Origin of the sequence: Flavobacterium sp. TAB 87 (assembly GCF_001529295.1) — a bacterium.
Classification (GTDB): Bacteria; Bacteroidota; Bacteroidia; order Flavobacteriales; family Flavobacteriaceae; genus Flavobacterium.
Genome location: NZ_LLWK01000032.1, coordinates 104,336 through 128,693, shown reverse-complemented (window position 1 = coordinate 128,693; position 24,358 = coordinate 104,336). Strand labels below are relative to the sequence as shown.

The 24,358-nt window shown below is 35.0% G+C and carries 19 protein-coding genes; 12 read left to right on the top strand and 7 right to left on the bottom strand.

What is annotated here, in order from left to right:
• The first annotated feature begins 77 nt into the window (after positions 1 to 77).
• The 5 genes from AP058_RS04455 (at position 78) to AP058_RS04435 (ending at position 4,750) form a co-directional block, all read left to right on the top strand.
• Positions 78 to 260, top strand: coding sequence for a DUF5522 domain-containing protein (locus tag AP058_RS04455; RefSeq protein ID WP_066307266.1), 183 nt, complete (start codon positions 78 to 80; stop codon positions 258 to 260).
• Between the two features lie 91 nt (positions 261 to 351).
• Entirely contained in the window at positions 352 to 2,328 is a 1,977-nt protein-coding gene (locus AP058_RS04450) for a urocanate hydratase (RefSeq protein ID WP_066307264.1), read from the top strand.
• Positions 2,329 to 2,358: 30 nt separating this feature from the next.
• Positions 2,359 to 2,907 (top strand): DUF4136 domain-containing protein, encoded by a 549-nt coding sequence (locus AP058_RS04445; protein WP_066307262.1) that lies wholly within the window; start codon positions 2,359 to 2,361, stop codon positions 2,905 to 2,907.
• Between the two features lie 199 nt (positions 2,908 to 3,106).
• Positions 3,107 to 4,351 (top strand): threonine ammonia-lyase IlvA, encoded by a 1,245-nt coding sequence (gene ilvA, locus AP058_RS04440; protein ID WP_066307344.1) that lies wholly within the window; start codon positions 3,107 to 3,109, stop codon positions 4,349 to 4,351.
• A gap of 15 nt (positions 4,352 to 4,366) precedes the next feature.
• Positions 4,367 to 4,750 carry a group III truncated hemoglobin gene (locus AP058_RS04435; RefSeq protein ID WP_066307261.1) on the top strand — a complete coding sequence of 128 codons (384 nt, stop codon included), beginning with the start codon at positions 4,367 to 4,369 and terminating at the stop codon, positions 4,748 to 4,750.
• 191 nt (positions 4,751 to 4,941) lie between these two features.
• Here AP058_RS04435 and AP058_RS04430 read toward each other — a convergent pair whose 3' ends face one another.
• The 4 genes from AP058_RS04430 to AP058_RS04415 form a co-directional block, all read right to left on the bottom strand.
• Positions 4,942 to 6,405: a RagB/SusD family nutrient uptake outer membrane protein gene (locus tag AP058_RS04430; RefSeq protein WP_066307259.1), complete on the bottom strand. Its 1,464-nt coding sequence runs from the start codon at positions 6,403 to 6,405 to the stop codon at positions 4,942 to 4,944.
• Positions 6,406 to 6,422: 17 nt separating this feature from the next.
• A complete protein-coding gene (locus AP058_RS04425) occupies positions 6,423 to 9,734 on the bottom strand; it encodes a TonB-dependent receptor (protein ID WP_197413381.1) in 3,312 nt (1,103 codons plus the stop codon).
• A 131-nt stretch (positions 9,735 to 9,865) separates the two neighbouring features.
• Positions 9,866 to 11,038, bottom strand: coding sequence for a FecR family protein (locus AP058_RS04420; RefSeq protein ID WP_066307257.1), 1,173 nt, complete (start codon positions 11,036 to 11,038; stop codon positions 9,866 to 9,868).
• 196 nt (positions 11,039 to 11,234) lie between these two features.
• Entirely contained in the window at positions 11,235 to 11,831 is a 597-nt protein-coding gene (locus tag AP058_RS04415; protein WP_082706580.1) for an RNA polymerase sigma-70 factor, read from the bottom strand.
• Positions 11,832 to 12,211: 380 nt separating this feature from the next.
• Between AP058_RS04415 and AP058_RS04410 the strand changes: the two genes are divergently transcribed.
• Both AP058_RS04410 and AP058_RS04405 read left to right on the top strand, forming a co-directional pair.
• On the top strand, positions 12,212 to 13,963 hold the full coding sequence (locus AP058_RS04410; RefSeq protein ID WP_066307256.1) for an aromatic amino acid hydroxylase: 1,752 nt from the start codon (positions 12,212 to 12,214) through the stop codon (positions 13,961 to 13,963).
• Positions 13,964 to 14,324: 361 nt separating this feature from the next.
• Entirely contained in the window at positions 14,325 to 14,693 is a 369-nt protein-coding gene (locus tag AP058_RS04405; RefSeq protein WP_066307252.1) for an STAS/SEC14 domain-containing protein, read from the top strand.
• A 175-nt stretch (positions 14,694 to 14,868) separates the two neighbouring features.
• Here AP058_RS04405 and AP058_RS04400 read toward each other — a convergent pair whose 3' ends face one another.
• A complete protein-coding gene (locus tag AP058_RS04400; RefSeq protein ID WP_066307251.1) occupies positions 14,869 to 16,317 on the bottom strand; it encodes a glyceraldehyde-3-phosphate dehydrogenase in 1,449 nt (482 codons plus the stop codon).
• Between the two features lie 160 nt (positions 16,318 to 16,477).
• A complete protein-coding gene (locus tag AP058_RS04395) occupies positions 16,478 to 17,878 on the bottom strand; it encodes a Do family serine endopeptidase (protein ID WP_066307249.1) in 1,401 nt (466 codons plus the stop codon).
• A gap of 137 nt (positions 17,879 to 18,015) precedes the next feature.
• Here AP058_RS04395 and dapF point away from each other — a divergent pair, with 137 nt between their 5' ends.
• From dapF to AP058_RS04370, 5 genes are all read left to right on the top strand, one after another.
• Entirely contained in the window at positions 18,016 to 18,798 is a 783-nt protein-coding gene (gene dapF / locus AP058_RS04390; RefSeq protein ID WP_066307247.1) for a diaminopimelate epimerase, read from the top strand.
• A 44-nt stretch (positions 18,799 to 18,842) separates the two neighbouring features.
• Entirely contained in the window at positions 18,843 to 19,373 is a 531-nt protein-coding gene (locus AP058_RS04385; RefSeq protein WP_066307243.1) for a GNAT family N-acetyltransferase, read from the top strand.
• A gap of 12 nt (positions 19,374 to 19,385) precedes the next feature.
• Complete coding sequence (mltG, locus tag AP058_RS04380; RefSeq protein WP_066307242.1) at positions 19,386 to 20,426, top strand: endolytic transglycosylase MltG; 1,041 nt, start codon at positions 19,386 to 19,388, stop codon at positions 20,424 to 20,426.
• Between the two features lie 2 nt (positions 20,427 to 20,428).
• Positions 20,429 to 21,343, top strand: a complete 915-nt coding sequence (locus tag AP058_RS04375; protein ID WP_066307240.1) for a DUF2279 domain-containing protein — start codon at positions 20,429 to 20,431, stop codon at positions 21,341 to 21,343.
• Between the two features lie 96 nt (positions 21,344 to 21,439).
• Entirely contained in the window at positions 21,440 to 22,081 is a 642-nt protein-coding gene (locus tag AP058_RS04370; protein WP_066307342.1) for a peptidoglycan-binding protein LysM, read from the top strand.
• Between the two features lie 139 nt (positions 22,082 to 22,220).
• Here AP058_RS04370 and scpA read toward each other — a convergent pair whose 3' ends face one another.
• A complete protein-coding gene (scpA, locus tag AP058_RS04365; RefSeq protein WP_066307239.1) occupies positions 22,221 to 24,350 on the bottom strand; it encodes a methylmalonyl-CoA mutase in 2,130 nt (709 codons plus the stop codon).
• Positions 24,351 to 24,358: the final 8 nt, after the last annotated feature.

Below are 24,358 nucleotides of genomic sequence, written 5' to 3'. Positions count from 1 at the left end.
AGAAAAATAACACTAATTAGAGAAAAACACAATTAGTGATTTTTGACAATTTGAAAAACAAAATATATTTTACTCGTATGGAAGAGCAAAGTAATGAAAATAAATTAATCGAAGGAGAAGATTTTTATTTAACTCCCGAAGGCTATAAATGTTTTACAGAGAAACACCATTTAAAAAGAGGCTATTGCTGCAAAAGTGGTTGTCGACATTGTCCATATGGTTTTGATAAAAAAACAGGCCAAATTAAAAAGGCAAAATAATTTGTCAAGTAACACATCACTTAGGTAAGTAGTACGAAATTAGGATCCGATGTGATCCTCTTTAAATTCTGCCACCTTTAAATTAAAATGAATGACTTTCCAAGAACAAATACAACAAGGAATTCCAGCACAATTACCTTCAAGAATAACGTACGATTTAGCAATAAATCACGCACCAAAACGAAAGGAAATTTTATCAGCTGAAGAAAAAAAACTAGCTTTAAGAAATGCACTTCGGTATTTTGAAGCCAAACATCATACGGAATTGCTAGCCGAATTTAAGGAAGAATTAGAAAAATACGGACGTATTTATATGTATCGTTTTCGTCCAGATTACAAAATGTACGCTCGACCAATAGATGAATATCCAGGAAAATCGGCTCAAGCAAAAGCTATTATGCTGATGATTCAGAATAATCTGGATTATGCTGTGGCACAACATCCGCATGAATTAATAACTTATGGTGGAAATGGCGCTGTTTTTCAGAATTGGGCGCAATATTTATTGACCATGCAATATTTGTCTGAAATGACAGACGAGCAAACGTTAACCATGTATTCGGGACATCCGATGGGATTGTTTCCTTCGCATAAAGAAGCGCCAAGAGTCGTGGTTACTAACGGAATGGTTATTCCTAATTATTCTAAACCAGATGATTGGGAGAAAATGAATGCTCTGGGCGTTTCTCAATACGGACAAATGACTGCGGGAAGTTACATGTACATTGGGCCACAAGGAATTGTACATGGAACTACGATTACGGTTTTGAATGGTTTTAGAAAAATAAATAAAAGTCCAGAAGGGAACTTATTTGTGACTTCAGGTTTAGGCGGAATGAGCGGTGCGCAACCCAAAGCTGGAAATATTGCGGGTTGTATTACGGTTTGTGCTGAAGTAAATGCAAAAATCACCAAAATTAGACACGAACAAGGTTGGATCAACGAAGTAGTAACTTCGGTCGAAGAATTGGTAGCAAGAATCCATTCGGCGAAAGCCAAAAAAGAAGTTGTTTCTATTGCTTATTTAGGAAATGTAGTGGAGGTTTGGGAAGCTTTGGACGAAGCCAATATTACCATCGACTTGGGTTCCGATCAAACTTCGCTGCATAATCCTTGGGCGGGCGGTTATTATCCAGTTGGAACTTCATTTGAAGAGGCGAACAAAATGATGGCCAACAATCCTGATTTATTTAAAGAAAAAGTACAAGAATCACTGCGTCGTCATGCCGATGCAATTAACAAACATGCAGCCAAAGGAACCTACTTTTTTGATTATGGAAATGCCTTTTTATTAGAAGCGTCTCGCGCAGGAGCAAATGTAATGGCCGACAATAACATTGATTTTAAATACCCAAGTTACGTACAAGATATTATGGGCCCCATGTGTTTTGATTACGGTTTTGGTCCTTTTAGATGGGTTTGTACATCTGGAAAGCCTGAAGATTTAGTCAAAACCGATGCGATTGCTACTCTAGTTTTAGAAGAGTTGGCACAAACTGCTCCAATCGAGATTCAGCAGCAATTACAGGATAATATCAAATGGATTAAAGGAGCACAAGAAAATAAATTGGTAGTAGGTTCTCAAGCCCGAATATTATATGCCGATGCGGAAGGTCGCGTAAAAATTGCCGAAGCTTTTAACCAAGCGATTGCTAAAGGCGACATAGGCTTTGTGGTGCTAGGCCGCGATCATCATGATGTTTCAGGAACTGATTCTCCGTACCGCGAAACATCTAATATTTATGATGGCTCTCGTTTTACTGCCGATATGGCGATTCAAAATGTAATTGGAGATAGTTTTAGAGGTGCGACATGGGTTTCCATTCATAATGGTGGTGGAGTAGGATGGGGAGAGGTTATAAATGGTGGGTTTGGTATGGTTCTTGATGGTTCTAAAGAAGCTTCAAAACGCTTAGCATCAATGCTTTTCTGGGATGTCAACAATGGGATTTCTAGAAGAAGTTGGGCGAGAAATGAAGGCTCTATTTTCACCATAAAAAGAGCAATGGAAACCGAGCCTTTATTAAAAGTAACCTTGCCTAATTTAGTTGATGAAAATTTGTTGTAAATTTCTATAATAATTATAAATTTTAGCTATATGAAAACAATTAAACTAATTCCCGTTGTATTACTGATGCTGCTTGTTGTTTCCTGCAGCTCGGTAAGTGTATATTCTGACTATGATAAGACTGTTGATTTTTCACACTTTAAGACCTATGCTTTTTATAAAACAGGCGTAGACAAAGTGGAGATTTCTGATTTGGATAAGAGAAGAATTTTGCATGCTATTGAAGAACAAATGACATTAAAAGGATTCACTAAAAGTGATACTCCTGACATATTGGTAAATATTTTTACCAAAACAAGAGAGCAAGTAAACGTAAATCAATTTAGCGCGGGCTGGGGATACGGTTGGGGATATGGATGGAATCCGTATATGATGTATGGTTACCCGTCTAATTCGGTATCGACCTCAACACAAGGCACTTTATATGTTGACTTTATAGATGCTAAGAAAAAAGAATTGGTTTGGCAAGGAGAAGGAATTGGTGATCTAACACGCAACGTTGATAAAAAAGAAGCAAAGATTACCGAGTTTGTTTCTAAAATTTTAGCCCAATATCCACCTCAACTTTCAAAAAAATAATCTTTTGCCCAGGTTCTCATAAATTATTAATACTTTTGTACTTTGAAACAAGAAAACATGACAGATTTATACAAGATTAGCAGTATTATAAACATTATTGACATTCGATGATGGCGAGGTGCTGTATAAATACGTAAGAAGATACAATTTATTAAACCTCCCAAAATGGGAGGTTTTTTTATTTAAAGAAGACAATACAATGAATCTATTTGATGAGGTAAAAGCGGCTAAAGAACAATTAAAGGGTGTTATTAATACGACACCTCTTTTAAAAAACAATACACTTTCGGAAGAGTTTAAAGCGCAAATTTCGTTAAAGAGAGAAGATCTGCAGATGGTTCGATCGTACAAAATTAGAGGTGCTTACAATAAAATTAGCAGTCTTACTGATTTAGAAAAATCAACTGGAATTGTTTGTGCGAGTGCTGGAAATCATGCTCAGGGAGTAGCCTATTCGTGTAATTTATTAAAAATTCACGGTATAATCTACATGCCGAAAACCACTCCAAAACAAAAAATAAAACAAGTACAATTGTTCGGGAAATCATTTGTAGAAATTGTTCTGGTCGGAGACACTTTTGATGATGCTTACACCGCAGCGATTGCAAATGCAACTGAAAATAAAAAAAGTTTTATCCATCCTTTTGATGATATAAAAGTAATGGCGGGGCAAGGTACAATTGGTTTAGAAATTTTAGAAGATGCAAAAGAGCCTATAGATTATGTCTTTGTTCCTATTGGAGGGGGTGGCTTAGCCTCTGGATTGTCGGAGGTTTTTAAGCATTTAAGTCCACACACTAAAATAATTGGGGTACAACCGGAGGGAGCACCCGCGATGAAAACCGCAATCGAAAAAGGAACTACAATTGCATTAGATCATATTGATAAATTTGTAGATGGTGCCGCAGTAAAACAGGTTGGCGAGCAAACTTTTGCAGTCTGTAAAAATAATATTCACGATATTATTTTGGTTCCCGAAGGTAAAGTTTGTACTACTATTTTGCGCTTGTATAATGAAGAAGCGATGGTAGTAGAACCAGCGGGAGCATTGACCATTGCTGCCTTAGATTTTTATGCGGATAAGATAAAAGGCAAAAATGTAGTTTGCATTGTGAGCGGTAGTAACAATGATATTGAAAGAACTGCTGAAATTAAAGAGCGTTCTTTAATTTATGAAGGCTTGATGCATTATTTTATGATACAATTTCCGCAACGTCCCGGAGCATTAAAAGAATTTGTAAATAATATATTGGGACCAGAAGATGATATTACGTATTTTCAGTTTGCAAAAAAAAACAGCAGAGAAATGGGTTCTGCAATTGTTGGATTAGAGTTAAAAAATAAAAACGATATTATTTCGATTAAAAACAGAATGACAGCGAATGGATTTGAATTTAAATATTTAAATGATAAACCCGACCTGTACACGCAATTAATTGGATAAAATAAAAAGAAAATGATGTTAGAAGATATTAAGACGCTCGAGGATATTAAAACAATTGTGGATACTTTTTACGATAAAGTTCAAAACGACAAATTGATTGGTGCTATATTTAATGAGCGTATTCAAAATCGTTGGCCCGAACATTTAGAAAAAATGTATCGTTTTTGGCAAACTATTTTATTAGAAGAGCATACGTATTCAGGTAGTCCTTTTCCACCGCACAAACATTTACCAGTAGATCAAAGTCATTTTGACCGTTGGATGGTAATTTTTACAGAAACGATAGATGGTTTATTTGAAGGAAAAATTGCTGAAGAAGCTAAATTGCGAGCAGCAAATATGGCTTATATGTTCAATTATAAAATTGAGTATTTTCGAGATGCCAATAACTTCAATTAAATTCATAAATTACTTTTGTCTATAGAAAGGCAAGAACTTAGTACAATTGAGACCAATTAATTTGGATTGTTTTTACTTTCGGAGTGGAACAAAAAAATTGAATTTAGGGTCATTCTTTCCTTTATTTATAAAACAAGAAAAACGAACCCAAATTCAATTTTTTACTACTATGACTTTTTAACGAGTACTAACTATTGTTTCCATTCGACGTTTTGAGTCAAATTTTTGTTTGCATCTAATTCTTCTTGTGGAATAGGAAAATAGTTAAACTTTTCCATATAGTCCGGTCTTTTTAAGTTATTCGTGAATACTTCTTTTCCGATTCCCCACCTTACAATATCGTACCATCTTTCGCCTTCCAAATGAAACTCTAAGGCACGTTGGTGCATGATTTCTTTTAAAATTTCGTTTTGGTTCATACTGCCCTCTACTAAGCTAGACAGATTGGCTCTATTTCTAATTTCATTTATAGCTTTTATAGACAAAGGGAGGTTTCCAAGTTCTGCTTGGGTTTCGGCATACATCAATAGTACATGACTATATCTCATTACTCTTTCGTTAATTTCTGAGCGATGCAAGGAAGCTTCGGCTAAGGATTTATCCCAAAGCTGAAATTTTTTCCAAGTAACGGTATTCGGAGCATTTGCAAAAATTTTCGTGAAAGGCTCTTGATAAATTTCAGCACCTGGATAGTTCCAAATAAAAGTAGCATACATGCGCAAATCAAAATCACCATCAACCGTTTTCTCTTTTTGAAATTCTCTAAAAATCCATTCACTAGGAGTTAGAACATAAAAACCTCCTACTACCGCTGGCGCAAAATGAATATCTCCATCGTTAACCTGATTGCTAGCCGTTGAGTACATATATTGAATCTCAAAGATAGATTCTTGGTTGTTTTCTTTTTCTGAGTTCCAATTGTCGTAAACATCGGGCATCAAAGCAAATTGACCACTATCGATAATCCCTTTTAATTCAGTTGCCGCAAGCTGCCATTGTTCTCTATAAAGATACGATTTGGCAAGGTAGGATAGGGCTGACCATTTTGTAGCATGTCCAGCTAAATTTGGTGCGTAACTGGCTGGCAATAGAGAGGCTTCTTTAAAATCGCTTATAATTTGTCCCCATAATTCATCTTCAGTTGCTTTTGCCGGAAATCTTGTTTCGGGAACCGAAGAAAGAACCAATGGTGCTTCTTTAAAGTTCTGGGCCAAAACAAAATAGGCCAAACCTCTTAAAAATTTTGCTTCAAGCACAACTTCTTGTTTTCTTTTTTCGTCCATTTCAATAGCTACTGAATTGTCGATTACTTGATTTGCTCTGTAAATTAATATGTAAGCATTTTTCCACATATCTCTTGCGAAAGTATTGGAAGGGTCGTTCAAAAATAGATCTGGTTTGTAAATCTGTGCATTTTGAATACGCGCTACAATATCATCTCCTCTAGAATTCATGTTCTTAAAACCTTGGCTGTTCCATAAAAAGGCTTGTTTTAAAGCGCTATAAGTCGCCGTCAAACCTTGTTCTAGTTCATCGGAATTTTTCCAAAAAGTTGCGTTCGTAATCTGGTTGGGATCTTTTTCCTCCAAGAAGCTTTCACAACTAAATAAACTGGTTAATATCAAAAAGATACTAATTATTTTAAATACTTTCATTGTCGTAATTTTTTTATTTATAAAGAAATTTGTACACCCAACATATAGGTTTTTGAATACGGATAAAAACCGGTATCCACACCACGATTTAATAAGCCTGAACCAGAATAAATATCGGGGTTGTAGCCTGAATAATTCGTAATTGTAAACAGATTTTGAGCTGAGATATAAACACGGAAGCGGTCTATGCCAGTTTTCGTGTCGTCACCTTTGTTAGTAGAAAACGTATAACCAAGTTGCAATTCCTTTAATCTTAAGTAGGAACCATCTTCCAAAAATCGATCACTAGAACTTCTATTGTTTCCATTTGGATCCAATCTCGTTACCCTTGGAGTTGAGGAAGGATTATCTGGTGTCCAGGCATCCAATAATTTAGTACCCATATTGGTAAAGTTTGGTACTCCCTCAAGTGAATAAGCCGTACCGTTATATATTTTATTGCCTTGAGAACCATTAAAGAGCCCGTAGAAATCAAATTTGCGATAATCCAATTGAATATTAAAACCATAGGTAAAGTCAGGCATTGCTGATCCAGCAAAAACCCTGTCGTTGGACGTAATTAGACCATCATTATCGGCATCTTTAAAACGTACATCTCCGGGAACGGCTTTAGGTTGGATTAAAGTTACATTTCCTGCTTTATCCGTAAAAGTGTAATTATTGATCTCATCCTGATTTTGAAAAATGCCATTCGTTTTAATTAAGAAAAACGCGCCAACTTCTCCACCTTGTTTGGTTAACGTAGTGTTTTCTGCTAGGTGATAAGGCGCTCCAGCCATAATTGTTTGCGTACCAGTACCCAATTGAATCACTTTATTATTTAAAGTAGTTAAATTAGCAGATAGGTTCATTCGTAACTTTCCAAGATCTTTTTTCCAACTTACTGCAAATTCAAATCCCGTATTTCTAATCTTACCTATATTTTCATATGGAAATTGTCCAGAACCGTTTGACAATGGAATAGGTACTCTTAACAAAAGATTATTTGAATTACTTTCATAATAATCTGCCGTAATTGCAACTGTATTATCGAACATACTAATATCAACACCAAGGTCTTTACTGATATTAGATTCCCACTTTAAATTCGAAGAAACTAAGTCTAACTGAGTAGCACCAAAATTCAGGCTTTGGTCTGTGCCAAAAGGATAATGTTGAGAGGAGTTAATTAAGGCAGAAAAGGCATAATTTCCAATTTCTTGATTACCTAACTCTCCATAACTTGCTCTTATTTTTAAATCATTGATCAATCCATCTTTAGAAAAGAACGCCTCATTAGAAACTCTCCAAGCCAATGCTAGAGAAGGAAAAACGGCCCATTTGTTTTTATCTGCAAAGCGAGAAGAACCATCTCTCCTAACGGTAGCCGAAAGAAGATAACGATCATCAAAGTTGTAATGAATACGTCCAAATTGAGAGGCTAAAGTATGATTCCATTCTGAACCAGCTACTGACATACCTTGGGTACTCGCACCTAAAACATAGATGCCATCAGGCATTCCACTTCCTGAGCCAAAGGTATTTCGGTACGATTCTTTTTGAGAGGAAAGTCCAGCAAGAAAATTAAATTTGTGCTTTTTAATTGTTAACTCATAATCAGCAGTACCTTCAATAATCCAAGAAAGCTCTCTACTGCGATCTTCGCTGATATTGTTTAATGGATTGGTCAAAGTACCCAAATCATATCGTTGTGTATGATTAAAGTTATATCCATTATTCAAGGTTCCACCAGTATTCAGTTTAATGTTCAGCTTATCTATAGGCTCATAATTAACCGTAAAATTGGTTCTTATGAAATCATTATTGCTGTTATTTTTAAATAAATTTTGGGCTGCTACGGGACTAAAAATGTCAAACATATCCCCATAAGTTCCTCCATATCCTCCTAATTTAGTGTCGTCATAAACGGGAACTGTAGGAGGCGTCTCTAATGTTCGTTTGATAGAATTTTGACTTTCGTTGTTGGATTTACTGGTATACACACTTAAATTTTCATTGAACGTGAATTTTCCTTTCGTAAAAGCTGAATTTATTCGTCCTGATAATCTCTCGAACCCCGTATTCATGGCGATACCGTCTTGCTTGAAATAATCAATAGAAGAATTTACTTTGGCATTTTTCGATCCACCAGAGAAATTAAGATTTAGGTTCGCCATAGGAGCAACCGAATAAAACTCCTTCGACCAATTGGTACCTGCACCATAAGATTCAGGAGTATTTTTGTAAAAGGGTTGAAGACCATCATTTAGGTAAGCTTGGTTCATCGTCCTTACATGTTGCTCTGCGTTCATGACTGAAATGTTGTTTCCAACGGATTCCAAACCATAATAGGCATTTACATCCAATTTAAATACACCTTCTTTTGCACGCTTTGTAGTTATTAAAACCACTCCATTAGCTGCCCTAGAACCATATATTGCTGCCGAAGCACCATCTTTTAAAACCTCTATAGATTCAACATCATTTGGAGAAATGTTATTGATATTACTAGGAATTCCATCAATGATGTACAACGGATCGTTACTACCTAAAGAAGAAGTACCTCTAATTTTAATATCTACTCCTTGGCCTGGCTTGCCAGAATTTGAAGTTACTTGAACCCCAGCCATTTGACCTTGGATGGCATTACCAACATTGCTGCTTGCGTATTTCTCAATTTTATCCTGCTTTAACGAAGAAACGGATCCAGTAAGATCACTCTTCTTTACAGTACCATAGCCAACAACTAAAACTTCATTTAGATCAGCAGCATCTTCTTGCAATACCACTGCTATGTTTTGTTGGTCGCCAACTGTAATTTCTTTGGTAGAAAAACCAATGTAAGAAACTACCAATGTTGCATTTTTACTGCCTACATAAATAGAAAAATTACCATCAAAATCGGTTTGCGTTCCGTTGCTTGTGCCTTTTTCTACTATATTAGCAAAGGGCACGGGTACACCAGTACCATCAGTAACTTTTCCTTTTATTTGACGTTGTTGAATTTCAGCAACAAGGATTTCCTTTATAATAACGGTATTTTTATTTCGAATTTCGAAATCGAATTTTTTGGACGACAGAATTTGTTTGAATAATTCATTAGTGGAAACTATTCCTTTTTTTAGTTTAATCTTAGGTGCGTTTTCAAATATGTTTTCTTGATAAATGAACGCAAAGTCGGTTTGCTTTCTTAATAAATCAAAAACCTCGTCAATGGTGACCGTTTTATCTTCATTAATAGTAACCTTTGCATTCTGGGAGAAAATCGCGCCCGAAGAAAAACTAAAAACGGATGTGCAAAATAATAGTAAATACGCTCTCATGATAAATCGTAAGGGACCTTTTCTCATAAAGAAAAGACAGTTAATACATTTAAATTTCATAAATTTGTTGTGTTGGTTGATTATAATTAATTGATTAATAATGTAAAGAGGGGGAAAGCAATATACTTCTCACGGTTAAACTTTCTTCCCTTCTTTTTTTACTTTAAAATGACTTTCTTGGCTGTTACTTCATAGGAGTTAATAAATTTAGTTTCTTTAATAATTGTTAATATTTCTTCTAGACTTTGTTTTTTAAGCAGTACTCCGTTGAACTTTACATTCTCTAAATTTTTGTTAGAAAACTCAAATTCAATATCATACCACCTTGATAATACGATCATAATCTCCTTTAAAGATTTTCCTTTAAAGCTAAAAAGTCCACTTTTCCATGATATTTCATCATAAACGTCGATGTCTTTTATCGTCAACTTTTGGTTCTCAGTATTTAGTATAATTTGTTGGTTTGGAATTAAATATTGCGTTTTATTCATACTATTTAGCGCCACCTTTCCTTCTACTAATGTGGTATAAATAGCAGTAGAGTTTTTATAGGCTTTAATGTTAAATTCTGTTCCCAAAACTTCTATATCCTGTACTTGCGTTTTCACATTAAACTTACTTCCATTATGATCAGAACTTGGAGAAACATCAAAATAAGCCTCTCCATATAAAAGCTCTACCTTACGCGTTTCTCCTTTTATAAATGCCACTGGAAATTTTAATTGTGTTTCTGAATTTAGCCATACTTTAGTCCCGTCAGCTAACTGCAACTTAAATTGTCCTCCTCTAGGAATCGTTAAGTAATTGTAGATTATTTCTGACTTTGTGTTGTTTTGTGTTTCATAGACTAATTCTTTACCATCACTAACGGCATTATCTGCAACATATCCCCCGTCTTTTTCTAATGGAATTATATCCCCATTTTCTAAAGTAAGTATTGCTTTATCTGTTCCTATTTCAATTTTAGGAATGACAACAGCGGTTGCAACTACAGGTACTATTTCCGATGTAGTACTAACGAGATTACTTCTAAAAAAATAACTAGAAACTAAACCAATCGTAAGTATGGCAGCTGCCGCATATTTCCAGAAATAAAATTTCTTTTTTGATGGTGCATCAGCTTCTACAATAGTACTGAAGATGATATCAGCCTGCGTTTCATTCATATCTGGGTACTCGTCGAGCATGTCGTTTATCACTTCAATATCGGCTACATCAGATAATTTTTTTGCCTTTTTGATGTCAGTTACAACTTGCTGCACTTCTTCCGTAGAGCATTCACGTTTTATAAATTTTAAGAATAAGTCTTTTTTTTCTGCTGATCTGTTCATCGGTATACTAATCTATAGGGGTAATACCCCTGAGTTGTACAATAGTACTACTCGGAGTTGTGATTTTTTTAATAAACTCAACAATATTTACAAGATACTGAATACCAGTTATTTGCACTAAAAATTAGTTAAGTAAGAAGAGGTAAATAATTATCTTTTTGTAGTTTTAAGGACAAGTTTTTAATCTGATTATAAGTTATAACCAATGTCTAAGAGCCATTAACAAAATCAAATTAATGTTTTTATTTTCTAAAAGAGAAGAACGAAGAGACTCTAACGCCTTACTCATTTGATTTCTAACGGTATGAGGCGATAGGCTTAATTCCTCGGCAATAGTATCATAACTTTTACCTTCATTTCGAGACATCTCAAAAATTAGTAATCTTTTTGGCGATAGTTTATCGAGCGCTTTCTGTTTTATAATCTCCAACTCAGCTTCACGTATATAGTGTTCGGTAACATTCGTTATTTTCTGACTGGTGTAAAAAACTTCTTCACGTAATTTTCGATTGTTTGCAGCCTTCTTTAAGAACTTTAGCGTTTTGTTTTTGGTAATCGTAAAAAGATACGCTTTAAAAGACATTTCTGGGTTTAGAGATTCTCGCTTAATCCAAACTTTTAAAAAAACATCTTGTACAATTTCTTCTGCATAAGTGCTAGAATGAACCATGCTTAAACTAAATCGGTATAAATCATTTCTATAGGTGTCAAAAAGTGTACGAAATGCCAGATGATTGCCAACCATAAGTTGATTGACTAATAAATTATCACTAGGTATTTCTTTTTTTTGCATTAAATAAGAAAGATTTTTCATTAAAATTTGCAATAATTTTTAGAATATAGTAATTAAAAAGTAAATTAAATTAATATAGTCTAGCAATATTACAAAAAAAATTAATAATTCAACATAAAAAGCAACGTATGTATTTTACTTATTATAACTAAGATTTTTAACACGTAGAGCGAAATAGCAATGTGTTGTATGATGCATTAATGGAGAATGTAACTAATGGAAAAGCACAGTATGAAAATTTTTGACGACCAATAATAGGGATATAACAAGCTAATAAAATTTTGATTTTTGAGAAAATCTTTTTGAAGAAAATAAAATTAAATGGTAGAAAATGGTTGCCGAAGTTGTAATTTTACGATACAAACTACAACGATTTCGAAATGAATCCAAATATTGAAACCAATCCATTATTAGAGCGTTTGCCGAAGCATTTAACGCAATTTATTAAACCACAAGATTACGGTGATTATACACCAATTAATCAGGCGGTCTGGAGGTATGTAATGCGCAAAAATGTTAATTATTTGTCTAAAGTGGCGCATCATTCGTATTTGGATGGTTTAGAAAGAACCGGAATAGAGATTGATAACATTCCGAGTATGTACGGAATGAATAGAATTCTATCTGAAATTGGCTGGGCTGCCGTTGCGGTTGATGGCTTTATTCCGCCCAATGCATTCATGGAATTTCAAGCTTATCAAGTATTAGTTATCGCTTCTGATATTCGTCAATTAGAACATATAGAATATACACCAGCTCCCGATATTATTCACGAAGGTGCCGGTCATGCTCCAATTATTGCTAATCCTGAATATGCTGAATATTTGCGTCGCTTTGGCGAAATTGGTTGCAAAGCTATTTCTTCTCATAAAGATTACGAGATGTACGAAGCGATTCGTTTGCTTTCGATCTTAAAAGAAGCAGAAGGAACACCCGAAATTGAAATTGAAAAAGCTGAAAAAGCGGTTGAAGAACTTCAGAATAATATGGGCGAATTGTCTGAAATGGCTCAAATTCGAAACCTGCATTGGTGGACCGTAGAGTATGGTTTGATTGGAACAGTAGAAGATCCGAAAATTTATGGAGCTGGATTGTTATCTTCTATCGGAGAAAGTGCACAGTGCATGACCGAAAAGGTTAAAAAAATTCCCTACGATATTTCGGCTGCCGGCCAAAATTTTGATATTACAAAGTTGCAACCGCAATTATATGTTACCCCAACATTTTCTCATCTAAGCTACATTTTAGAAGAATTTGCTAATAGAATGGCTTTACGCACAGGCGGTTTGTCTGGAATCAGGAAATTAATTGATTCCAATGCTCTAGGAACTATTGAATTGAGCACAGGTCTGCAAATTTCTGGCGTTTTTACGAATGTTATTGAAGCAGAAGGAAAGCCTGTTTATATTCAAACCACTGGAAAAACTGCATTATCTTATCGCGAGAAAGAACTGGTGAGTCACGGGACAACAACACATGCCGAAGGTTTTGGTAGTCCAATTGGTAAACTTAAAGGCTTTAATTTGGCTATTGAAGATATGAGTCCAAAAGATTTGACAGCTTACAAAATTGTAGAAGGGGAAACAATTTGCTTAGAATTTGAAGGGAATATTATTGTAAAAGGTGAAATTATTACTGGTTCTCGTAATTTACACGGCGAAATAATTTTGATTAGTTTTAAAAACTGTTCGGTTACACAAGGAGAAACACTTTTATTTGAACCCACTTGGGGAACCTACGATATGGCAGTCGGTAAAAAAGTTATTTCGGCTTTTTCTGGACCTGCGGACACTGAAAGTTTCGACATGATTTCTCACGTTCCTTCCAGTAAAACGATAAAAGCTAAAGAATCGGACACTCGCAATGATTTAGAAACCTTATACGGAAGCGTTCGCACGATACGCGAAAATAATGATACGCAATCTTCATTGAAAAGTATTTTTAATAAAGTAAAAGAAAACCATGCTAGCGATTGGCTTTTACCATTAGAGATAGCCGAATTAGCGTATTTAAGAAATGACATTTCTTTTGCCATAGAAATTGAAGAATACCTGGAAACGATTAAATTAAGACGACCAGTTGTAGCACATTTAATTGTTGGAGGTTTAGAATTAATTTTTAATAATTTGTAGAATATATATTAGTTTCTGATTTTTTAGCCACGAATTAAATTTTTCTTATCAATTTAATTTGTGGCTATTTTTATTCTTTAATCTATTGCAGCTTTCTAGATCTTTAGTACAGTTTGATTGTATTGACTCGACTTTCTAAAAATGAGTCTCGTCTCTATATTTATAGAATCATATTGTAACATCTCCTGTTTCTATTCCCTCTTTTTTCAGTTTTAATTTTTTATCTTAAGTGAAATCACCACTATTTGTTTTTATTCCAAAACATTGAAATTATACAACCACTTCGTAAATATTCATAAAATTAGACATGTACCTCGCTATTACTTTTGTACTCGAAGTTAGACCCTCTAAATTTACTATTATGATTATTAGAATAAACGAATTACCTACAAATATGATTGGCTTTAAAGCTGTTGGAGACTTATTAAAAGCAGACTTCGACGTTATTATTGAAGAATTAAAACACTATATAAACACAAATAAAAACGCCAATTATTTATTGGTTTTTGAAAAAGCACCAACGGATTTTACTTTAGGAGCTTGGTTGCACGAAGGATTGCTTCGTATGAGAAATACGGTAGATTGGTCGCGTGGAGCTTTAGTTACAGACTCAGAACGAATGATGAGTTATGCTTCGGAGTTTAATAAAACAATTTCGGGTGAATTTAAAACCTTTATCAAAGCAGACTATTTAACCGCTGTAGATTGGACAGCCGAGCGCATCAATTAAAATCAAAACTTAATTTTCAACTTGAATAGGTTGCAAGAATTTTTAGAAAGCATTGACTTGTATTTGTAAATTTTCACAATCTATTCAAGATGATTTTTTATATAAAAATACCCCCAAAAGACAAATGCTTTTGGGGGTTTTTCAATGGTAATGGTTTGGTTTGGGTTATTTATTTTTAGTAATAGGTAAAACGTCTTACTTTGGCAATATATTTAGCTAAACGAACTACTTGATGGCTGTAGCCAAATTCATTATCATACCAAATATACAACACGATATTTTTACCATCTTTGGAAACAATGGTAGCATTGCTGTCGTAAATCGCTGGGGCAGAAGTTCCTACAATATCCGAAGAAACCAATTCGTTGTTTAGCGAATATTTAATTTGTTCCACCAATTCGCCTTCCAAAGCGTATTTTTTCATTATTTTATTAAGACCTGCAACGGACGTGGTTTTATTAACTTCAAGACTTAACACTACCAATGAACCGTTTGGTACAGGAACACGAATCGCATTCGACGTTAGTTTTCCTTCCAATGAAGGTAATGCTTTAGCAACAGCACTTCCGGCTCCAGTTTCTGTAATAACCATGTTGAGAGCAGCAGCTCTACCACGGCGGTATTTCTTATGCATATTGTCGACCAAATTTTGATCGTTGGTATAAGCATGAATTGTTTCTAAGTGTCCTTTTACAACACCCAAAGTATCTTCAACTGCTTTTAAAATGGGCGTAATAGCATTGGTAGTGCACGAAGCTGCAGAGAAAATATCAATTTCATCTGGATTGTATTCGTTATGATTTACACCATGAACAATATTTGGAACGCCTTTTCCGGGTGCAGTTAATAAAACTTTGGACGCCCCTTTGGATACTAAATGACGTTTTAGCGCTTCTTCTGTAGTAAAGGCACCTGTATTATCAATAATTAATGCATCGTTGATTCCGTAAGTCGTATAATCAATTTCTTCGGGACTTTGGGCGGTTATGATATGAACGGTTGTTCCGTTAATGATTAAAGCATTATTTTTTGCATCTGCAACTACAGATCCAGGAAAGTCACCATGAATGGAATCATAGCGCAATAAAGAGGCTCTTTTTTCTAAAGTTACCACGTCGTTTTTATCACGAGTTACAATGGCTCTTAAACGCAATTGGTTTCCTTTTCCTGTTTTTGACATTAACTCGCGAGCTAACAATCGACCAATTCGTCCAAAACCGTACAAAACCACATCTTTGGGCTGAATTTCTTCAGATGATTTTGCGTGTTTTAATTTATCTAAAACAAAATAACGGGCATCTGGATATTTCTCTTCTTCTAAACTAAATTCATACGCTAGTTTTCCAATGTCTAGTTTGGAAGGAGGTAAGTCTAAAGAAAGAATAACTTTTGCAATTTCGACCGAATTAAAAACAGTAATTGGCTTGCCTACAAATTCACCAGCATATTGATGTAAATTTATAATATCACTTACATTTTTGTCTAGTAACTGATTTTTGAATAGCACCATTTCGATTGATTTGTCGTACCATAAATCGCTAATGATTTTAATAAGTTCAACTCCTGCTTTTCGTCTGTCGACTTGCAATGAAACTTCTTTTTGATACAAAGGTATTTTGCCCATAGTTGTAAAAATTGAAAAAAAAATAAGTAGTTGTGTTTTTTAAATTTGCGGCAAAAATACGATTTCAATCGATTTCGTAAGCTATTTTATCATTTTTTTTAACAAAAAAAAGCTGCCTAGTGAAATACAGAGCAGCTAAAAATTTAATGTTAAAATAGATTTAGATAATAATTCGCAGTACTTCTCCATTTTTATTTATCATTTCAATACGAATACTTTGATTTTCATCCTTATTATTTAAAAGTTTAGAAACCGTTTCTACATCCGTGGCTTTAGCGTTGTCTACGCTCAGAATGATGTTTCCGATCAATTCCTCTGCATATTGTGCCAAATTATCGTTTGTAATTGACTTAATTTTCACGCCGTAATTTAAACGAAACTTCTTTTTATCAGAATCGGTAATATTTTCTAATTGAATTCCTTTAAATTCTGCCGAATAAAATTCATTTTTACTCAAAGTTACCGCCGACAATTTAGTTTTTCCATCACGCAAATAAGTTACTTGAACCACATCATCTGGACGCTTTGTATTAATGTAACCCGACAAATCTGCAAAAGTATTCACTTTCTGTTCGTCCAGTTTGATAATAATATCTCCTTTTTTCAAGCCTGCTCTTTCCGCTCCAGATTTAGCAGATACCGAATTGATATAAAACCCTTCCGTTTGATTGATTCCCAATTCTTTTGAAGCATTCGAGTTCAATTCCCCACCTTGAACACCTAGAATTCCGCGTTGTACATTACCGTATTCCATAATGTCCTCAATAATTTTTCTAGCATTATTGGAAGGTACTGCAAACGAATAGCCAGTATAACTTCCGGTTGGAGACGAGATCATAGTGTTAATTCCAATTAATTCTCCTCTGGTATTTACCAAAGCACCGCCACTATTTCCAGGATTTACAGCAGCATCAGTTTGAATAAAAGATTGAATTCCGTTACCGCCGATACTTCTGGCCTTTGCAGAAACAATTCCAGCTGTAACAGTCGAAGTTAAATTGTACGGATTTCCAACAGCCAAAACCCATTCGCCTACTTTTACATTATCAGAATTAGCAAACGTGGTGTAAGGCAACTTGTCTTTTGCATCAATTTTTAAAAGTGCGATATCCATTTTAGAATCCGTACCAATTAATTTTGCTTTGTATGATTTGTTATTGTTCAACGTAATTTCAATTTCAGAGGCATCTTTAATCACATGATTGTTAGTGACAATATAACCATCTTCAGAAATTATAACACCAGAACCAGTTCCTACTTGTTCCTGTTGCTGCTGCCCGCCGTACCCGTAAAAATATTCCAACATAGGGTTAGACACTGTTCTTCTCGTAACATTTTTTACGTGGACTACAGTATGAATCGTTTCGTTGGCTGCTTCTGTAAAATCAACCGCTTCGGCTGCCAGACCAACTGTTTTTGTAAAAGAATCGGATGCGACCGTTACTCCAGACTTTTTATCGCTAAAGAAAGAATCACTGTTTTCAAATAATAACTTGTAAGCACCGAGCGTCATAGTTCCACTTAAAAGCGACACTAAGAATAAGGTAGAAAATCGTTTCATAGTTTGTTCATGTTTAAGTTATTTCATAGTAAAATTAAAGCAAAATTTTATTTCATAATTATGCTTTAACGCACTTTAACTATGATTAACATATCATTAATAGTTTGTACTTTTGTGAGTTCAACTCGATAAAAAAAATGCAGATAGATTTTTATAAATACCAAGGAACCGGAAATGATTTTGTAATGATCGATAACCGTGCCGATTTTTTTCCAAAAGACAATGTAAAAGTTATTGAACGTTTGTGTGACAGACGTTTCGGTATTGGCGCAGACGGCTTAATTTTACTGGAAAAGGATGCGAATACCGATTTTAAAATGGTGTACTATAACGCCGATGGAAATGAAAGTTCGATGTGTGGTAATGGCGGTCGTTGTTTGGTAGCTTTTGCCAAAAAGTTGGGTATTATTGCCAGTAAAACTATTTTTATTGCAACCGATGGCTTGCACCATGCGTCTGTAGGTGATGATAATCTAGTTGCTTTGCAAATGATCGATGTAGAAACGATTACTGCTTTTGATACGCATACATTTTTAAACACTGGTTCTCCACACCATGTTGAGCTAGTTGATGATTTAGAAACCTATAAGGTAAAAGAAAATGGGGCTCGATTGCGATATAGCGAATTGTATGGTGAAAAAGGAAGTAACATTAATTTTGTAAAGAAGATTGACGATACTACCTTCTCTTTGCGAACATATGAACGTGGAGTAGAAGATGAAACCTTGGCTTGCGGAACAGGAGCAACGGCTGTTGCTATAGCTATGAACGCTACTGGGCAAACAAACGAAACCAACTTAAATTTGAACGTAGAAGGAGGGAAGCTGCAAGTAAATTTTGAAAAAAGAGATCATTTATATACTAATATTTTCTTGAAAGGTCCGGCGGAGTTTGTTTTTAAAGGAACTATAGTAATTTAGAGCTTTTAGTATTTAAATCAGAATCTTATATTTTTGAATCAAAGATGAAAACATTAAAAGGAGATACTATTTATATTCGCGCATTAGAACCTAATGATTTGGAGTTTATTTATGCTATAGAAAATGATATGAGTATTTGGGAAGTGAGCAATACCCAAACTCCTTACAGTCGTTTTTTAATCAAACAGTATCTGGAGAATGCACATCAAGATATTTACGAAGCCAAACAATTGCGCTTAGCAATTTGCCAAGATCAAGATTATCCAGCAGTAGGATTAATAGATTTGTTTGATTTTGATCCTAAAAATAATCGAGCAGGAATTGGTATCGTTATTCATAAAGAAGCAAATAGAAATCAAAACATTGGTACAGAGGCCTTAGAGTTGTTAATTGCTTATGGGTTTAATCAATTAAATTTGCATCAATTATATGCAAATATTGGCACACATAATAAAGCAAGTATCGCACTTTTTACTAAATTTGGATTCGAAAATATAGGTATAAAAAAAGATTGGATCTTAGTAAACGGCACCTATCACGACGAAGCTATTTTTCAATTAATCAATAAAAAATAAAATTAGATCATTTTGACTATAAAGAAAATAATTTCCATCGCTTCTATTGTTGTTATCTCAGGTTTACTGATTTATGGCTTTATCTTAATACAGCAAATTTTTAGCAGCAATACGCAATTCGAAAAAAATGAGACTTATGTTTATGTACCGACGGGTTCTAATTATGATGATATTAAAGTCATTTTAAAACCTTACGTGAAAAACATGGATCGTTTTGAGATGGTAGCCAATAAGCGTGATTATCCACAAAATGTGAAAGCAGGTCGTTTTCTACTTAAAAAAGGAATGAACAACATCGACTTAGTTCGTGCAATGCGATCTAATAATGCAGTAAAATTAGCATTCAACAACCAAGAACGGTTGGAAAGTTTTGCAGGCAGAATTGGTTCTGAAATAGAGGCCGACAGTACAGCTTTAATGGCAGCGATAACTGATTCTGTTTTTATGAAAGAAAACGGATTCACTAAAGAAAACGTCTTTGCCATGTTTATTCCGAACACTTATGAAATTTATTGGAATACCTCTGCAGATAAGTTTCGAGATAAAATGATCAAAGAGTATCGTGTTTTTTGGACAGACGAACGTGTAGCTAAAGCAAAGGCACAAGGTATGACGCCAGTTGAAGCTACTATTTTAGCCTCAATCGTACACAAAGAGTCTGTTAAAAAAGACGAAAGACCTAGAATTGCTGGAGTTTACTTAAACCGAATTCGTTTGGGAATGCCACTTCAAGCTGACCCTACAGTAATCTATGCGATCAAGAAAAAATCAGATGATTTTGAGCAAGTTATTAAACGAGTTTTTTATAAGGACTTAACGATGTCGTCTCCCTATAATACATACGTCAATATTGGTTTGCCTCCAGGTCCCATTGCAATGCCCGATATTACTGCTTTAGATGCTGTTTTAAATCCAGAAAAAAATGATTTCATCTATTTCTGTGCGAGTATAGATCGCTTTGGTTATCATGAATTTGCTTCCACTTACGAAGAACATACTGTAAATGCTAGGAAATATTCAGAATGGATCAATGCGCAAGGAGTAAATAGATAGGTTTGCTACTACGGAAGATTTCTATTTTTACTTTTATACTGCTAAGCCAATTATCTTTTGCGCAAAGTAAATTTGATCGTTTCCTAACGCCATCAGATACTTTAAATCTAAAAAGAAAAAATACGGTCTATAGTACTGAAGCTGCCTTAGCTTCGGTCACTTTAATTGGTTTAAATCAACTTTGGTACGCTGACTACCCGAAAACTAATTTTCACTTTATAAATGATAACAGTGATTGGTTGCAAATGGATAAAGTAGGCCATTTATATTCCGCCTATCACTTAGGACGTGTTGGAGCAGAAATGCTACAATGGACTGGAGGAAGTGAGAGGTCACAATTGATCTATGGAGCGACGCTCGGTTTTGCATTTTTAACCGCTGTTGAAGTTTTAGATGGATTTTCATCTGAATGGGGAGCTTCATCAGGAGATTTGATTGCTAATGCTTCTGGAACGGCTTTATTCGTTTCACAAGAACTTCTGTGGAAAGAACAACGTATTACACCTAAATTTTCTTTTCACACGACTCATTACGCAGCACTAAGACCAAATGTTTTAGGAACTAATTTTCAAAAACAATTATTGAAGGACTATAATGGACAGACCTATTGGTTGTCTGCGAATTTATATTCTTTTGCAAAAACAACAACTATTCCAAAATGGATTAATGTTGCGTTAGGATATGGAGCTGAAGAAATGATTGCTGGTTCTTCCAAAAACAGTGCAAATTTATCACATGGAAATGCGAAAAGACATCGTCAATTTTACCTTAGTGTAGACGTTGACTTGACAAAAATTGAAACAAAATCGCATTTTTTGAAAACAATTTTCTCCGTTTTCAACACCATAAAAATTCCAGCTCCCACTCTCGAATATTCTCCTAACGAGGGAGTTACCGGTCACTTTTTTTACTTTTAGATAAGTTTAACAGCTTGATTTTCAGTTTTATAATTTTAATTGTATCTTTGCTGGCAGAAATTTTTGAAAGTGACAGTTTCAAAAGAAAACCAATTTATGATAAAGAAATGGCATTTTTATTCGAGTTTGACAGTTATTGTCGCGTTTTTAAGCGTAGGTTTTAAACCCTTTACATTAGAAATAAGTCCATGGTTTTTAACGGACAAAAACACAGAGGAAGTTTATTTATTTCCATCAGAAAAACAAGAAGATTACGTCAGTTTAAACATTCCTTTTACAGGAAAAAGATTAAACGGCTTCAAAGAAGCACTCGCTTTAAAAGAATCTCAAGGACACTATCGAAAAGTAAATTCGTTAGGTTATATGGGAAAATACCAGTTCGGTTCTGAAACCTTAAGAACTGTAGGAGTTAAAAATGATTCCAAATTTTTACAAAATCCGGCATTACAAGAAAAAGCATTTATTGCACTACTGTCACAAAACAAATGGTTGCTTCGTAAAGAAATAGCAAAGTACGAGGGCAAAATGATTGGTGATGTTATGGTAACAGAATCTGGTATTTTAGCAGCAGCACATTTAGGCGGTCCCGGATCAGTAAAGCGTTTTTTTAGAAACGGAGGAAAGAGAAATTTTAGAGATGCTTATGGAACTTCAATAAGCAGCTACATGCGAAAATTTGGAGGATATGACATTTCATTTATCGAAGCGGATAGTAAGGCTACGGTAAGTAAAATATAAAAAAAAATAGCTGCTCAATTGAGTAGCTATTTTTTTTTACTTTTATTAAATTCTTATTAGAAAAGTAGCTTAAAACAAAGTTTTTCTATTTTAAAGTTACTTGTATATTTGAAAGTTTTGCATGTAATTTTCTGCAAAGCTAATCGATCAAAATTTCTAAAATGGTAATAGCAGCTTCACTAATTTTTGTTCCAGGTCCGAAAATAGCAACGGCACCGGCATCAAATAAAAACTGATAATCTTGTTTAGGAATTACGCCACCAACAATGACCATAATATCTTCTCGTCCGTGTTTTTTTAATTCTTCAATTACTTGTGGCACCAGTGTTTTATGACCCGCAGCCAAAGAAGAAATGCCTAAAATATGTACGTCATTTTCAACCGCTTGTTTAGCTGCTTCTGCTGGAGTTTGAAAAAGCGGACCAATATCTACATCAAAACCTACATCGGCATAGCCAGTTGCCACTACTTTTGCACCTCGATCGTGTCCGTCTTGTCCCATTTTTGCAATCATAATTCTCGGACGTCGTCCCTCTTGTTTGGCAAAAATATCAGCTAATTGCTTGGCTTTTTCAAAACTTTCGTCATTTTTAATTGCTTTACTATACACTCCGCTAAAAGATTTTATTTGTGCTTTAAATCGGCCAAATACGGTTTCTAAGGCATCACTAATTTCACCAAGAGTTGCTCTATTTCTAGCCGCTTCTATAGCAATTTCTAATAAATTTCCTTTTCCTGATTTAGCACATTCTATTAATTGATTTAAGTTTTCTTGTACTTTTTGAGCATCACGACTCGACTTAATTTGCTCCAAACGTTCAATTTGTTGTTTGCGCACCAATTGATTGTCGATGTCTAGAATTTGCAAAGGATCTTCTTTGTCTAGTCGGTACTTATTCACCCCGACAATAATATCTTGTCCACTGTCAATACGCGCTTGTTTTCTAGCAGCTGCTTCTTCGATTCTCAATTTTGGAATACCAGCTTCAATCGCTTTGGTCATTCCGCCAAGTTCTTCAACTTCTTGTATTAATTTCCAAGCATTTTCAGCCAGTTCATTAGTTAAGCTTTCGACATAATAACTGCCTGCCCAAGGATCCACCGTTTTAGTGATCTTCGTTTCTTGCTGTAAATAGAGTTGTGTATTTCTAGCGATTCGAGCTGAAAAATCGGTAGGTAGAGCAATGGCTTCATCTAAAGCGTTGGTGTGTAGGGATTGTGTTCCTCCAAAAGCTGCTGCTGCTGCTTCAATTGTTGTTCGAGCTACATTGTTAAACGGATCTTGCTCGGTTAAGCTCCAACCGCTAGTTTGACAATGTGTTCGTAAGGCCAACGATTTGTCACTTTTTGGGTTAAACTGCTGAATGAGCTTGGCCCAAATCATTCTGCCTGCTCTCATTTTGGCAACTTCCATAAAATGATTCATTCCGATTGCCCAGAAAAAAGACAGACGCGGCGCAAAATCATCAATATTCATTCCGGTAGATAAACCGGTGCGTATGTATTCTAAGCCGTCAGCCAACGTGTAAGCCAGCTCAATATCTGCGGTAGCTCCCGCTTCTTGCATGTGATAACCAGAGATAGAGATAGAATTGAATTTAGGCATTTTCTTACTCGTAAATTTAAAGATATCAGCAATGATTTTCATCGAAGGTGTCGGTGGGTAAATATAGGTGTTGCGGACCATGAATTCTTTGAGAATATCATTTTGAATGGTTCCTGAAAGTTTTTCGGTCGCTACTCCTTGTTCTTCGGCGGCCACAATATAAAAAGCCATAATGGGTAAAACAGCTCCGTTCATGGTCATAGAAACCGACATCTCGTCTAATGGAATCTGATCAAACAACACTTTCATGTCTTCAACAGAATCAATGGCAACTCCTGCTTTACCTACGTCTCCAACCACGCGCTCGTGATCTGAATCGTATCCTCTATGTGTTGGTAAATCGAATGCGATCGATAAACCTTTTTGACCTGCAGCTAAATTGCGACGGTAAAAAGCATTACTTTCTTCAGCAGTAGAAAACCCTGCATATTGGCGAACTGTCCACGGTTTTCGTACGTACATCGAGGCATAGGGACCTCTTAAATAAGGGGCAAAACCAGCACCAAAATCGAGATGATGCAAGTCTTTAATATCTGCTGACGAATAGTTTGGTTTGATCAAAATATCTTCAGCAGTAAGAAAATTATTTTCAATAGCTTCAGCACTAGTATTTTTAACTGTTGAAGAATCTAAAGAGATATGTTGGAGGTTTTTTCTTGTCATTGCTACTT

Coding starts and splice junctions, on each gene's coding strand:
- AP058_RS04455 (WP_066307266.1), top strand. CDS start 78: ATGGAAGAGCAAAGTAATGAAAATAAATTAATCGAAGGAGAAGATTTT.
- AP058_RS04450 (WP_066307264.1), top strand. CDS start 352: ATGACTTTCCAAGAACAAATACAACAAGGAATTCCAGCACAATTACCT.
- AP058_RS04445 (WP_066307262.1), top strand. CDS start 2,359: ATGAAAACAATTAAACTAATTCCCGTTGTATTACTGATGCTGCTTGTT.
- ilvA (WP_066307344.1), top strand. CDS start 3,107: ATGAATCTATTTGATGAGGTAAAAGCGGCTAAAGAACAATTAAAGGGT.
- AP058_RS04435 (WP_066307261.1), top strand. CDS start 4,367: ATGTTAGAAGATATTAAGACGCTCGAGGATATTAAAACAATTGTGGAT.
- AP058_RS04430 (WP_066307259.1), bottom strand. CDS start 6,405: ATGAAAGTATTTAAAATAATTAGTATCTTTTTGATATTAACCAGTTTA.
- AP058_RS04425 (WP_197413381.1), bottom strand. CDS start 9,734: ATGAGAAAAGGTCCCTTACGATTTATCATGAGAGCGTATTTACTATTA.
- AP058_RS04420 (WP_066307257.1), bottom strand. CDS start 11,038: ATGAACAGATCAGCAGAAAAAAAAGACTTATTCTTAAAATTTATAAAA.
- AP058_RS04415 (WP_082706580.1), bottom strand. CDS start 11,831: ATGCAAAAAAAAGAAATACCTAGTGATAATTTATTAGTCAATCAACTT.
- AP058_RS04410 (WP_066307256.1), top strand. CDS start 12,212: ATGAATCCAAATATTGAAACCAATCCATTATTAGAGCGTTTGCCGAAG.
- AP058_RS04405 (WP_066307252.1), top strand. CDS start 14,325: ATGATTATTAGAATAAACGAATTACCTACAAATATGATTGGCTTTAAA.
- AP058_RS04400 (WP_066307251.1), bottom strand. CDS start 16,317: ATGGGCAAAATACCTTTGTATCAAAAAGAAGTTTCATTGCAAGTCGAC.
- AP058_RS04395 (WP_066307249.1), bottom strand. CDS start 17,878: ATGAAACGATTTTCTACCTTATTCTTAGTGTCGCTTTTAAGTGGAACT.
- dapF (WP_066307247.1), top strand. CDS start 18,016: ATGCAGATAGATTTTTATAAATACCAAGGAACCGGAAATGATTTTGTA.
- AP058_RS04385 (WP_066307243.1), top strand. CDS start 18,843: ATGAAAACATTAAAAGGAGATACTATTTATATTCGCGCATTAGAACCT.
- AP058_RS04370 (WP_066307342.1), top strand. CDS start 21,440: ATGATAAAGAAATGGCATTTTTATTCGAGTTTGACAGTTATTGTCGCG.
- scpA (WP_066307239.1), bottom strand. CDS start 24,350: ATGACAAGAAAAAACCTCCAACATATCTCTTTAGATTCTTCAACAGTT.